Genomic DNA, 12,814 nt, shown 5'->3' on the forward strand with positions numbered 1-12,814 from the left:
GATTGTCTGATACATTGTTAAAGAGCAAAAAACAACGACGCACTTGTAAATTTAAATACTTCACAACAGTGCGTCGTTGTGTGCGGTGCATTATAGGGATTTTCAAATCCCTTGCAAGTACTTTTTGTAAAAATATTTAAAAAAATGATCTTTTGATGGAAATATAAACATTTTATTAAAAAGTGCGGTCAAAAATACAATAATTTTCCAATTATTATTTTTTCCAATAGCTTGGAATAAACAGCACGATTAATGAAAACATTTCTAAACGTCCACAGATCATAGCAAAACTAAAGACTAATTTAGCACTTTCTGGAACACCAATAAAACTTTCGTGAATAAAACCAAGTCCTGGTCCTGCATTCGTTAATGTGGCGAATACAGCTCCCATCGCATCAAAAGTATTCATTCCACAAAGAATAACAGCAAAAACACACCCCCAATAAACCAGTATAAAAATAATGAAAAATGCCCAAATACTTTCTATCATTCTTGGTGCTAGACGATTTTTACCTATTCGAATTGGTTGTACTAAATTTGGATGGATTAAACTATGCAGTTCTCGATCGATTTGTTTCCACAATATAAGTGTCCGTATCGCTTTTAATCCCCCAGTTGTTGAACCACCACAACCACCAATTACCGCAGAAATTACCAGTAAAAGCCCAATAAATGGAGGAAGATTATCAATATCAAAAATCGTATAACCAGCAGTCATTGACATTGATGTTAATTGTAATGCACCTTTTGTTACTGCCTCGTTTATATCTGAAACTAAACCGTAACTATATAAAGATAGAGATACAATACCAATAAAAATAATTTGCATTGTTAGAAAAAAACGAAATTCGGGATCTTTCCAATAATTTCGCCAAATATTTCTTTTACCTAGTGCAAGAAAAGCGGAAATATGTAAACTAAAATTAACACCACCAATCAGCATAAAAATTGTTGTAACCCAATAAATGGAAGTTTGATTAAAATAGCCAATACTTGCATCGTGCGTTGAAAATCCGCCATTTGAAATTGTTGAAAAACTATGCCCAATGGCATCAAAAAGATTCATTCCTGATAGCCAATATGCAATGGCACAAAGAACAGTTAATGAAGCATAAATAATCCATAGAGCTTTCGCCACTTCTGAAATTTTAGGCAAAGATTTTTGATCTTTAAGAGGACCTGAAGATTCTGCTCGATATAATTGTGTCCCACCAATTCCCAACAGCGGAATTATCGCCACAGCCAATACGATAATCCCCATACCACCTAACCATTGTAAAAACTGACGATAAAACAAAATAGATTTAGGTAAATTATCCAGCCCCGTCATTACCGTTGCACCAGTAGTAGTTAAGCCAGAAAATGCTTCAAATACGGCTGAAGCAATAGTTAAATGTGGTGAATCGAACAATAAAAGAGGCAATGTTGCCAAGCTTCCTAAAACTAACCAAAAAGCCACAACGATCAAAAAACCATCACGAGATCGTAATTCTTGTTTATAGTGATGGCATGGCCACCAAAGCAATGTGCCCGCCGTCAAGCTCAACATAAAAGCCTGCATAAATGCCTTACCACCACCATCGCCATAAATCAGTGCGACAAATGCTGGAATCAGCATTGTGCCAGAAAAACACATCACAAGAATACCAATAATTCGGATAATGGATAAAATATGCACTATTATTCGCCTGTCTCTAAAAGTTGGATGACTAATCTGCCCGCAGACTTTTCCGTTAATTCTGAAGAAAAAACATCGACTGTTTTTTCACTAATACCTAAAATCAAATGAATATTTGCCTGAAAATCTTGAGATAAAATCTCAACCTGATATTTTTCACAAAGTTGTTGCACTAAATTTAGCTGGACATAGTCACAATCAAGTTTGAAAGGGGTTCGTTCAACTTTAATTTCGCTTTCAATCAACTTTAACGCTTGTTGAACGCCATTGCCATAAGCACGAACTAATCCGCCCGTTCCAAGCAAAATACCGCCATAATAGCGAACCACCACCGCACTGATTTCACCGAATTGACTACCTTGCAATGCACTCAACATTGGCTTTCCTGCCGTTCCAGCAGGTTCGCCATCATCAGAAAAACCAAGTTGTAGAGAATCTGTTGGCTTGCCTGCTACGGCAGCCCAACAATGATGCCGAGCATTTGGATGTTCTTGTTTAATCTTTGCCCAAAAAGCTCTTGCGTCTTCTAAACCTTCGGTGTGCTGTAAATAAGTAATAAAACGGCTTCTCTTAATTTCTTCTTCAAAAACAACCGCACTTTTAGGAACGAGGTATTCCGCCATTCATTTTTTCAAACTAATTTCAATGATACTAGTCTATCACTGATTACTGGGATTTGTCGAAATTTTGCCGTAAGTGCGGTATGATATGGCCCTGTTTTTCAAAAGAAAAAAGAATATGTCTGAAATTTCCGTCACACAAACCCTAGATACTTTAGGATTACGTTGCCCAGAACCTGTCATGCTTGTTCGTAAAAATATTCGTCATCTTAACGATGGAGAAATACTTTTGATTATTGCTGATGATCCTGCAACAACAAGAGATATTCCAAGTTTCTGTCAATTTATGGATCACACCTTACTGCAAAGTGAAGTGGAAAAACCACCGTTCAAATATTGGGTGAAAAAAGGAAAATAAAAAATCGGCCTCATTAAAGTGCGGCCGATTTTTTGAAATTTTTAAAGATTGCGTAAGGCTTCAATACGCTTTTCGAGTGGCGGATGACTCATAAAAAGTTCACTTCGTTTTCCATTAATCATAAAGGCATTTAAAGAACCTTCAAGATTTTGGGGTTCGTGAAGTTGTTGCAAACGTTGCAATGCCATGATCATTTTTTCTTTGCCTACTAAACTTGCGGAACCAGCATCTGCACGGAATTCGCGGTAACGAGAGAACCACATTGCGATAATACTCGCAAGCACACCAAAGAGCATTTCCAATACCATCGAAACCAAGAAATAAATACCTGAACTGCGCGTTTCTTCTCCATTATTGTTACGTGAACTTGCCACCGCCGTTGCAATAACGCGAGATAAGAAAATCACGAAAGTATTCAATACGCCTTGCAATAACGCCATCGTCACCATATCCCCATTGGAAATATGGGAAATTTCGTGCGCTAAAACAGCTTCCGCTTCAGCCTCCGTCATGTTGTTTAATAATCCAGTGCTCACTGCCACCAAAGAATTGCTTTTTGTCGCGCCTGTAGCAAAAGCATTCACATCGGGAGAATGATAAATCGCCACGTCTGGCATCGGAATTCCCGCTTTCTGCGCTTGGCGGCTCACGGTATCAATTAACCAACGTTCAGTTTGATTACGAGGTTGAGTAATCACTTCTCCATCTACAGAACGTAATGCCATCGTTTTAGACAGGAATAATGAAATTAATGAACCAGCAAAACCAAATAGCAATGCCATAATTAAAATGCCACCGGTGCTATTTCCTGCAATACCAGTCACACTTAAAATAATACCTAATACCAGCATTACAGCCATATTGGTTGCCAAGAAAAGAAGAATACGCATCATAATGTGTTCTCTAAAAGTTAGGGTTAAGTATTTCCTTAGTGGGGAAAATTCACAAAAAATTCAAGGTATAATGTAAAATTTTTGTTATCAGCATACAAACAAAAGTGCGGTCAAAAACATGCGAGTTTATGACCGCACTTTTAAGCAGAAATTACCAAACAGAAAATTATTTTCTTACAGCAATCGCTTCAATTTCTAATCCTACATCTTTTGGTAAACGTGCAACTTCTACGCAAGAACGAGCAGGGAAGTTAGGATGATTATTTTCTTTAAAGAAACGTTCGTATTCTGCATTAACCGCTGCAAAATCATTAAGATCTTTCACAAAAACCGTTGTTTTTACAATATCTGCGGCGGTTAAACCCGCTTTCTCAATAATCGCTTTCACATTTTCTAAAGATTGGCGCGCTTGCGCAACGATATCCGCAGGCACTTCGCCTGTTGCAGGATTCACGGGAATTTGCCCTGAGGTTAAAACTAAATTGCCAAGATCAACCGCTTGAACATAAGGGCCAATAGCTGCGGGCGCTTTTTCAGTATGAATAATTTGAGTCATCATTTTCTCCTTAGTTGATAAAAAGTGCGGTTATTTTTCACAGCACTTTTCGTTTATTAATCAATTTCTTTTAGCACGTCATCAGAAAGCGATTCTTTATTTTCTGTTGATTTTCCATCACTTACTTTAAATTGTAAATTTTGGTAATACGCTTCTCTAAAGGTTACATATGGATCTTGCGCTTGGCGTAACAACTCAGCATTATCAATATTTTTCGCACGGGCATCCACCGCTTGCACACCATATTTCACTAACGACCACGGACCGCCAACCCATTCCCAGAATGGATACATATAAGCCGCATCAACCACTGCACCCGTTAATTGACGTGGCGTTGTTGCATTATAAATTGGTAGCACAATATAAGTGCCAGCATCTACGCCGTAGCTACCTAACGTTTCCCCAAATCCACGTTGGTTATCTACGCGCAGCTCTTTGCTTGCACTCGCAAAATCAATAAAACCACCTAAACCAAATACAGTGTTAATCCAAAAGCGATTAAAGTGAACAAATGCTTTTTTCGGTTCACCTTCAATTAAGCGGTTCACAAAGCTTACTGGCTCATCAAGATTATTGGCAATGCCAGCAAGACCTGAAGAAATAGGCTTAGGCACATAGTTATTCCAACCTTTTGCAGCGGGTTCTAACACATAACGATCCATAACATTATAGTTAAATTTCCACATGGTTCGATTGAACCCTTCAAGGGTATCATTACGCTCACTCGCTTGTTTTGTGTCGTTCTTATTTGCACAACCTGTCAGCACAATTACGCCGAAAAGTGCGGTCAAAATCGTCTTTATTTTCATTTTGAATCCTTATATAAATATGGGCTTATTCTACCTAATTTGCCAAGTAACAACAAAATAAATCTTGCCCATAAAACATATAAAAAATGCGGTAAAAACACCTTATTTTTACCGCACTTTCTCATTCCTAACATAAAACTAATTTCGTTTTCTGCCCTTTCAGATAATTAACAATTCCTTCAGGAACATCATCCGTAAACAAATATTCCACATCACTTAATTCGCCCAATCGAACAATCGCTTGACGAGTAAATTTAGAGTGATCGGTCACTAATAAGGTCTGACGTGAACTTTCAATAATCGCACGCTTGACTTGTACTTCATGGTAATCATAATCCAATAATGAACCATCAGCATCGATCGCACTAATTCCTAAAATCCCGAAATCTAGGCGAAATTGAGAAATAAAATTCACCGTAGCTTCACCGATAATTCCACCATCCATTCGTAACGATCCGCCCGCCATGACAATATCAAAACTTTCATTTTGGCGTAAAAGATGAGCGGCATTCAAATTGTTCGTCACAATTCGGAGTTTTTCATGTCCAAGCAATGCATTGGCGACAGCCTCAGGCGTCGTACCAATATCAATAAACAACGATGCGCCGTTAGGAATCAACTTCGCAACTTCCTGTGCAATATTATTTTTTTGTAATGAAAAGAATTGCTTACGATCCACGTAATCAGAATTTTCTGCAGAAGATGGCGATGCCGCACCACCGTGATGGCGACGGATTAAATCTAACTCCGCCAAAATATTCAAATCACGGCGAATCGTTTGAGGGCTGACATCTAAGGCAGCAACCAGTTCTTCCGTGCTTAAATAGCCGGATTGTTCCACCAGTTTAATAATTTGTTGATGCCGTAACGACTGCTTCATAGAGAATCCTTTATCCAAATTGAACACACCTACTGTAGCGAATTTTTACGTAATTGGCTATCAATAAATCCCAAAATCAAGCCAACAATCAAGCCTGAAATATGCGCTGCATTTCCCATTTCAACACCAAATAAGGGGCTAATAAAACCTAATGCGATCCCCACCAATAACATGGTGAAAAAACCTTCTGGCAAATCAAATAAATGATGATTCAATTTATCGCATATAAATACATACCCCAACACAGCATATACAACACCAGAAAGCCCAAAGAAAGCGGGGCCAGACACATAATTTTGCACATAGCCTGTTATGGCAGATGCTACAACATACAACATCAATAATTTGACCGAACCAAAAGTGCGCTCAATCATTCCACCGAAAATAAAAAACCAAGACAGATTAAACAAAATATGCAAATTAGATAAATGTACCAGTGTATGTGAGATATAACGCCACGCTTCGCTATCTTGCTCTTCGTAAGCGGGGTAATGCATCAAATACATAATATCGTCTTCAAAACCCAGCTGTTGAGCAATATAAATAAGCGCGCAAAGTGCGGTGAGAATTAAGGTGATTTTTCCTTGTTGAGCTAAAAAGTTTTTCATTCGTGATCTCGTGCTTCTGCGCAAATTTAAAAATCGGACTTCGCATTAAAGGTCATTGTTTCCCCTGTAATGGGGTGGGTAATCGTCAATTCTTCTGCGTGCAAGCATAATCTTGACGACATCGCTTTAGCCTGTGGATGAGAATAAAATTTATCGCCTAGAATTGGATGCCCCAATGCTAACATGTGCAAGCGTAATTGATGAGATCTGCCTGTCACGGGCGTCAGTTTCACGCGAGTACTGTTATTCGGCAAACGTGCTAAAACTTCAAATTTTGTGACCGCTCTTTTTCCTAAAACGAAATCCAAACGTTGGCGAGGTCGATTTTCCCAATCACAAATCATTGGCAAATTTACCTCGCCATAATCTTTCTCCAAATGCCCCCAAACAATCGCTTGATAATGTTTTTTCGGTTCACGTTCGCGAAATTGACGTTTTAATTCACGATCCGCCGCCTTACTTAAAGCAAACACAATAATACCGCTCGTTGCCATATCCAAACGATGAGCTGGCTCGCAAAAGCCGAATTTTTCTTTCACTCGGCTCATTGCACTATCGTAATATTGTGGTTGATTGCCCGGCACAGAAAGCAAACCGCTAGGTTTGTTCACTATGCACAAATGATTATCTTGATAAATAATATCCAAATAAGGTTCAAGAGGCGGATTGTATTCAATCAATGCCATTTTTATTCCTTGTTCGTCACAATGACACGCAAGCAATCCAAACGCCAATTTGCTTTAGAAAGCTCGTCAAGTGATTGTGTTCGTTGTTGTTCCAAAATATCAATTTCACTCTGGCGAATATTTTTATTCACTGCTCGCAAAGCCTGCAAACGATTAATTTCTGTGCTTAATTGTTGATCTGCCTGATTTTTAGCTTCGGTAATAATCGGTTCAGCTAAAGATTTTACGAGCTGATCGCCACGTGTAATCAAGGCTTCAATATTGGCACGAGCCATTTTTACCATTTGATTGGCAATATTTTTACCAAGTGGTTTCAATTTGCTATGCAATGTTTCAAAAGCAACCTGCTCACCAATGTTATTTCCTTTGTTATCAAGCAGCAGACGAATAGGCGTTGGCGGCAAGAAACGATTGAGCTGTAACCCTTTTGGCGATTGGCTTTCCACCACGTAAATCAATTCAATTAATAAGGTTCCAGCGGGCAGTTGTTTATTTACAAGCAATGCCATTGCGGCTTTGCCAATATCCCCCGAAGCAACAAGATCAATACCTTGACGAATCATAGGATGATCCCAAGTCAAGAATTCCATTTCTTCGCGAGCAAGGGCAAGTTCTCGATCAAAGGTAACCGTCACACCTTCTTCTTTTAAACCCGGGAAATCTGGCACAAGCATTGTCCCTGTTGGGCTAATTACAATACTATTTGCACCAAGATCTTCTTGCTCTACGCCAATAATATCAAATAATTTTAAGGCAAAATTCACAAGCTCAGGCGAATTATCTTCATCAGCAATTTGATCCGCTAACGCTTGTGCTTGCTTTCCACCATTAGAATTTAGTTCTAATAAGCGATCTCGCCCTTTTTCTAACTCAATCTTGAGTTTTTCTCGCACAGTTTTAGTTTGTTTTAATAATTCAGAAAATTCATTCTCTGAAAGTGCGGTAGAATGTGACCGCACTTTTTCCAACTCGTCCTCAAACTGCGAAAATAATGCCATTCCCATTGGGCAGGTTTGTTCAAAAGCATTCAGCCCCTCATTGTACCAACGCGCTAAACGGCTTTGAGGCGAATCTTTCGCACAAGGCACATAAATTTGCACATCACGTTTTTGTCCAATACGATCTAATCGGCCAATACATTGTTCCAATAAATCTGGATTTGTCGGTAAATCAAATAACACTAAATTTGCTGCGAATTGGAAGTTACGCCCTTCCGAACCAATACTCGAACTCAGTAAAACCTGCGCGCCGTTTTCTAAATCCGCAAAATAAGTCGCGGCTCTATCTCGTTCAATAATTGACATTTTTTCGTGAAACACTGCAGCGCGAATCGCCTCACGTTCACGCAAAATTTGTTCTAACTGAATCGCCGTTGCCGCCGTCTGGCAAATCACAAAAATTTTTTCATCGCGATGTAGTTTAAGGAAATCAATCAGCCAATCAATTTTATCATTCTCTTCCGAGAGTGTAATTTGGTGGTAAACACGGTGTGGAAAACCTTTCACGCCTTGACGTGTATTGCGGAATAACATTCGCCCCGTGCCGTGACGATCAATTAAGGCTTGAATCAATTCCTGACGGGCACGATACTGTTCTTCATCATTATTTGATGCAATCGCTTTAAAAAGTGGCTCAACATCTTGTTCAAGCAACAAATCAGAAATATGATTTTTTTCTACCGCACTTAATGCCTTATTTGCCAGCAAAGATTCAACAGCATTAACCACAGGTTGGTAGCGTTCCTGCTCTTTCACAAAAGTTTGATAATCAAAGAAACGTTCTGGATCCAGTAAACGCAAACGAGCAAAATGACTTTCTTGCCCAAGTTGTTCTGGGGTCGCCGTCAGTAACAAGACGGATGGAATGATACGAGCAAGCTGTTCAACTAATAAATAAGCTGCACTTGGTGCGCTTTCCGACCACACCAGATGATGCGCTTCGTCCACAATTAAACAGTCAAATTGAGCATTGAGTGCCTGCTCTACTCGGCTTGGATGCGTTTCTAACCAATTCAGCGAACAAATAATTAAACTTTCCGTTGTAAATGGATTAACGGCATCAAGATCAAAATCGTTGCAACGTTCTTCATCAAAAAGTGAAAAATGCAAATTAAAACGACGAAGCATTTCCACCAGCCATTGATGTTGCAACGTTTCTGGCACGATAATAAGAACACGTTGCACTTTCTCAGCAAAAAGCTGATTCTGCAAAATCATTCCTGCTTCAATGGTTTTCCCTAAACCAACCTCATCCGCTAATAACACGCGAGGATTAACTCGATTACCGACTTCAGCGGCAATATGAAGCTGATGAGGAATTAAACCCGCACGCGTTCCGCGTAAACCACGCAATGGCGATTTAAATTGTGCTTGCTGATGACAAAGCGTGCGATAACGCAATGCAAAATGACTGCTGCGATCAATTTGCGCTGAAAACAAACGATCTTTCGCTTGGCTAAAAGAAATAATCGGCGAAATATCACGTTCTTGCACAATGACATCTTCATCTTGTGGATTTTTAACTAAATAAAATAGCAAACCGTTCATATTTTGAACGTCTAAAATCTCGCCTTGCCAGCCAGCTTGATGAGATAATGTTTCGCCTTTGCTAAACACAATTCGACTTAAAGGTGCTTGTGCAGCAGCATATATCCTCGTTTCATCTGCTGCGGGAAAATAAATAGTAACAGTTCGTTGATCTAATGCGGTAATGATACCTAATCCTAAAGCATTCTCACTTTCACTCAACCAACGCTGACCAATAGCAAAGGGCATAATAATTCTCTTTCTGATTTATATTGATAAAATTTGGGGGCGTATTGTAGCTTGCTTAAATAGCAAAAGAAATTAATAAAAGAGAATAAAAAAAATAGATTGAAGAAATAAATGGCACGCCCTAAAGGATTCGAACCTTTGACCCACGCCTTAGAAGGGCGTTGCTCTATCCAGCTGAGCTAAGGGCGCATTCAAAGGATTTCTTTTGTAAAAATTTCAAGAAAATATGAAAGAAGTGGTCGGCGAGATAGGATTTGAACCTACGACCCACTGGTCCCAAACCAGTTGCGCTACCAAGCTGCGCTACTCGCCGACAAGTGCGGTCAATTATAAATTTGTTTTTATTTCAGTCAATGAAATTTTTGATTTTTCAACTTGATTGTTCAAAATTATTCCACTTTAGGAAAAATCCCCCTTTTTCATTGTAAAAAAATCATTGTTCGTTAAAATAGCAAACGCTTTCTTTTTCATCACATAATTATATTAAGGATAGCTCAATGACCGCAAAAATCATCTCTGGTACTGAACTTTCAAAACAAATTAAAGCTCGTTTGGCAGATAAAATAACCCATTATATTGAACAAGGAAAACGTGCTCCGGGACTTGCTGTAATCCTCGTTGGTGCTGATCCTGCTTCGCAAATTTATGTGGGCAATAAACGTAAAAGTTGCGAGGAAATCGGTATTCTCTCTAAATCTTATGACCTCCCTGAAACAACTACGCAAAATGAATTATTAGCGATTATTGACCAACTTAACTCAGATAAAAATATTGACGGTATTTTGGTGCAACTCCCTTTACCAAAACAAATTAATGCAGAAGCCATTATTGAACGTATCGATCCTAAAAAAGATGTAGATGGCTTTCATCCTTATAATGTTGGGCGGTTATGCCAACGTATTCCAACTTTACGAGCTTGTACACCTTATGGTGTGATGAAACTATTAGAAACAACGGGCATTGATTTACACGGCAAGCACGCAGTAATTGTAGGCGCATCTAATATTGTCGGTCGTCCAATGTCTTTAGAATTATTATTAGCAGGGGCAACCGTCACAGTAACACATCGATTCACTAAAGATTTAGAAAACCACGTTCGCCAAGCAGATATACTTGTCGTCGCGGTAGGTAAACCAAATTTAATTTCTGGCGATTGGATCAAAGAAAGTGCGGTAGTAATTGATGTTGGAATTAACCGTGTAGATGGAAAATTAGTAGGCGATATAGAATTTGACAAAGCAGCCGAAAAAGCGGCGTATATTACGCCAGTACCTGGTGGTGTTGGGCCAATGACTGTTGCAATGTTGATGAGCAATACGCTTTATGCTTATGAACACAATAAATAGCTTTTGTATAGCACTGTTATAAAAAATGGGTTAAAGCTTTCATTTGCTTTAACCCATTTATTTAAATGGCTTTATTGTACTTCTCACGTTTAAATTTATAATCTTCAATCATCATTTAAACTTAAAAGTAAACAATCCTATATCATTTAAGCCAGAACATATAAGCTACAGTAGCAATCACGACAACACAGACTAAATTCAGTAAGAAACCAACTTTGACCATTTCACTTTGTTTTACTTGACCAGAGCCAAATACAATCGCATTTGGTGGTGTCGCTACTGGTAGCATAAAGGCACAAGATGCACCAATACCAATAATTAATGCTAAACCAATTTCTGGCATACCCAATGATTGAGCGATAGAAATAAAGATAGGCACAAGTAATGCCGCACTCGCTGTATTAGAAGTAAATTCAGTTAAGAAAATAATGAACGCCGCAACTAATAAACCAATAAGATAGAAATGTTGTCCATCAATCATAAAGACAATGCTATCCGCTAAAATTTTACTTGCACCAGAATCCTTCAACACAGCACTTAATGTTAATCCACCACCGAAAAGCATTAATACGCCCCAATCGGTATTTGATTGAATTTGTTTCCAACTTGCAACGCCTGTTGAACAAATAACAATTGCCGCCAATAGGGCTACGATACTATCAAAACTTGCAATATTTTTTTGTAATCCTAGTAATCCTGAAATAAACGGATTAATTTTACCGCTAAATATCCACGTTAAAGCAATGACTGAAAAGATGATAAACGTCAATATACGCATAGGATTCATTTCAATATTTTCAAAGGTCTGTTCAAAATTGAGATGAAGTTTTGGTTTGAAAATAATATAAAGCGTACCAATCATCAGTGGTAGCAAAATAATCATTATTGGTAAGCCATACCATAACCAATCAGAAAAAGTTAAGTGTAAATTACTTGCTACAATTGCATTTGGTGGGCTTCCTACAAGGGTTCCCATACCACCAATTGATGCACTATAAGCGATCCCTAATAGCACAAACACATAAGTATTATGATCTTTTTCACGATCAAGCTGGCTTAAAATACCCATTGCAAGCGGTAGCATCATTGCAGCAGTTGCAGTGTTACTCATCCACATAGAGAGAAAAGCTGTAATCAAAAAGAGATAAATAACTGCGATAAATAAATTACCACGTGCTAATGCCATAATCTTATTGGCAATCAATTTATCAAGTTTTTGAATATGCAATGCCGTCGCCAAGGAAAAGCCACCAAAAAATAAAAATATTGTCGGATCAGCAAAACCAACTAAAGCTTGTTTAGTGCTAACTAATCCCAATGCCACAGCCAAAAGTGGAACTAATAACGCAGTAATAGTAACGTGCAATGCCTCACTTAACCAAAGTACTGCGATAAAAGCTAATAATGCCAAACCAGAATTAGCTTTTGGTTCAAAAGGTAATACATTTAATAACACAAAAAACAGCACAATATCTAAAATAAAAATAATGCCATTTTTGTGATTTTTGAAAGATTTCATCTCAGTCATAAATCTCCTCCGTTAGTGTTCTAACTCGAACGGACTACAATGTTAAATGAATGTTAATAAGTTGCAATGCTCAATTTT

The 12,814-nt window shown here is 38.4% G+C and carries 12 protein-coding genes and 2 tRNA genes; 2 read left to right on the top strand and 12 right to left on the bottom strand.

What is annotated here, in order from left to right:
- Window positions 1-214 precede the first annotated feature (214 nt).
- On the bottom strand, window positions 215-1,678 hold the full coding sequence (locus DV424_RS08005) for a TrkH family potassium uptake protein (RefSeq protein WP_118859655.1): 1,464 nt from the start codon (window positions 1,676-1,678) through the stop codon (window positions 215-217).
- 2 nt (window positions 1,679-1,680) lie between these two features.
- Window positions 1,681-2,301, bottom strand: a complete 621-nt coding sequence (locus tag DV424_RS08010; protein ID WP_118859656.1) for a YigZ family protein — start codon at window positions 2,299-2,301, stop codon at window positions 1,681-1,683.
- A 115-nt stretch (window positions 2,302-2,416) separates the two neighbouring features.
- Between DV424_RS08010 and tusA the strand changes: the two genes are divergently transcribed.
- Window positions 2,417-2,656 carry a sulfurtransferase TusA gene (gene tusA / locus DV424_RS08015; protein ID WP_005630802.1) on the top strand — a complete coding sequence of 80 codons (240 nt, stop codon included), beginning with the start codon at window positions 2,417-2,419 and terminating at the stop codon, window positions 2,654-2,656.
- Between the two features lie 41 nt (window positions 2,657-2,697).
- Here tusA and htpX read toward each other — a convergent pair whose 3' ends face one another.
- The 9 genes from htpX to DV424_RS08060 all read right to left on the bottom strand — a co-directional run bounded on the left by htpX (window position 2,698) and on the right by DV424_RS08060 (window position 10,175).
- Window positions 2,698-3,552: a protease HtpX gene (gene htpX, locus DV424_RS08020; RefSeq protein WP_162837812.1), complete on the bottom strand. Its 855-nt coding sequence runs from the start codon at window positions 3,550-3,552 to the stop codon at window positions 2,698-2,700.
- Window positions 3,553-3,715: 163 nt separating this feature from the next.
- On the bottom strand, window positions 3,716-4,105 hold the full coding sequence (locus DV424_RS08025) for a RidA family protein (RefSeq protein ID WP_005630808.1): 390 nt from the start codon (window positions 4,103-4,105) through the stop codon (window positions 3,716-3,718).
- 56 nt (window positions 4,106-4,161) lie between these two features.
- Window positions 4,162-4,914 (bottom strand): MlaA family lipoprotein, encoded by a 753-nt coding sequence (locus DV424_RS08030; protein ID WP_005629599.1) that lies wholly within the window; start codon window positions 4,912-4,914, stop codon window positions 4,162-4,164.
- A gap of 127 nt (window positions 4,915-5,041) precedes the next feature.
- Window positions 5,042-5,794 (bottom strand): DeoR/GlpR family transcriptional regulator, encoded by a 753-nt coding sequence (locus DV424_RS08035; RefSeq protein WP_005643940.1) that lies wholly within the window; start codon window positions 5,792-5,794, stop codon window positions 5,042-5,044.
- Window positions 5,795-5,823: 29 nt separating this feature from the next.
- Window positions 5,824-6,402 carry a rhomboid family intramembrane serine protease gene (locus tag DV424_RS08040; RefSeq protein ID WP_118859657.1) on the bottom strand — a complete coding sequence of 193 codons (579 nt, stop codon included), beginning with the start codon at window positions 6,400-6,402 and terminating at the stop codon, window positions 5,824-5,826.
- 26 nt (window positions 6,403-6,428) lie between these two features.
- Window positions 6,429-7,088: a bifunctional tRNA pseudouridine(32) synthase/23S rRNA pseudouridine(746) synthase RluA gene (rluA, locus tag DV424_RS08045; RefSeq protein ID WP_118859658.1), complete on the bottom strand. Its 660-nt coding sequence runs from the start codon at window positions 7,086-7,088 to the stop codon at window positions 6,429-6,431.
- Window positions 7,089-7,090: 2 nt separating this feature from the next.
- Entirely contained in the window at window positions 7,091-9,862 is a 2,772-nt protein-coding gene (gene rapA / locus DV424_RS08050) for an RNA polymerase-associated protein RapA (RefSeq protein WP_118859659.1), read from the bottom strand.
- Between the two features lie 112 nt (window positions 9,863-9,974).
- Window positions 9,975-10,051: transfer RNA gene (locus DV424_RS08055), tRNA-Arg, on the bottom strand.
- A gap of 47 nt (window positions 10,052-10,098) precedes the next feature.
- A tRNA-Pro gene (locus tag DV424_RS08060) sits at window positions 10,099-10,175 on the bottom strand.
- Window positions 10,176-10,359: 184 nt separating this feature from the next.
- On the opposite strand from DV424_RS08060, the gene folD reads away from it, so the two are divergent.
- Complete coding sequence (gene folD, locus DV424_RS08065) at window positions 10,360-11,208, top strand: bifunctional methylenetetrahydrofolate dehydrogenase/methenyltetrahydrofolate cyclohydrolase FolD (protein ID WP_118859660.1); 849 nt, start codon at window positions 10,360-10,362, stop codon at window positions 11,206-11,208.
- A gap of 142 nt (window positions 11,209-11,350) precedes the next feature.
- On the opposite strand, the gene DV424_RS08070 is transcribed toward folD, so the two are convergent.
- On the bottom strand, window positions 11,351-12,736 hold the full coding sequence (locus DV424_RS08070; RefSeq protein WP_118859661.1) for a DASS family sodium-coupled anion symporter: 1,386 nt from the start codon (window positions 12,734-12,736) through the stop codon (window positions 11,351-11,353).
- Between the last annotated feature and the right edge of the window lie 78 nt (window positions 12,737-12,814).

This window comes from Haemophilus haemolyticus (assembly GCF_003493605.1).
GTDB classification, from domain to species: domain Bacteria; phylum Pseudomonadota; class Gammaproteobacteria; order Enterobacterales; family Pasteurellaceae; genus Haemophilus; species Haemophilus haemolyticus_J.

Excerpts from the sequence above, each read along its gene's own strand:
- DV424_RS08010 (WP_118859656.1), bottom strand. The coding sequence starts at position 2,301 with ATGGCGGAATACCTCGTTCCTAAAAGTGCGGTTGTTTTTGAAGAAGAA.
- tusA (WP_005630802.1), top strand. The coding sequence starts at position 2,417 with ATGTCTGAAATTTCCGTCACACAAACCCTAGATACTTTAGGATTACGT.
- DV424_RS08025 (WP_005630808.1), bottom strand. The coding sequence starts at position 4,105 with ATGACTCAAATTATTCATACTGAAAAAGCGCCCGCAGCTATTGGCCCT.
- DV424_RS08030 (WP_005629599.1), bottom strand. The coding sequence starts at position 4,914 with ATGAAAATAAAGACGATTTTGACCGCACTTTTCGGCGTAATTGTGCTG.
- DV424_RS08035 (WP_005643940.1), bottom strand. The coding sequence starts at position 5,794 with ATGAAGCAGTCGTTACGGCATCAACAAATTATTAAACTGGTGGAACAA.
- DV424_RS08040 (WP_118859657.1), bottom strand. The coding sequence starts at position 6,402 with ATGAAAAACTTTTTAGCTCAACAAGGAAAAATCACCTTAATTCTCACC.
- rluA (WP_118859658.1), bottom strand. The coding sequence starts at position 7,088 with ATGGCATTGATTGAATACAATCCGCCTCTTGAACCTTATTTGGATATT.
- rapA (WP_118859659.1), bottom strand. The coding sequence starts at position 9,862 with ATGCCCTTTGCTATTGGTCAGCGTTGGTTGAGTGAAAGTGAGAATGCT.
- folD (WP_118859660.1), top strand. The coding sequence starts at position 10,360 with ATGACCGCAAAAATCATCTCTGGTACTGAACTTTCAAAACAAATTAAA.
- DV424_RS08070 (WP_118859661.1), bottom strand. The coding sequence starts at position 12,736 with ATGACTGAGATGAAATCTTTCAAAAATCACAAAAATGGCATTATTTTT.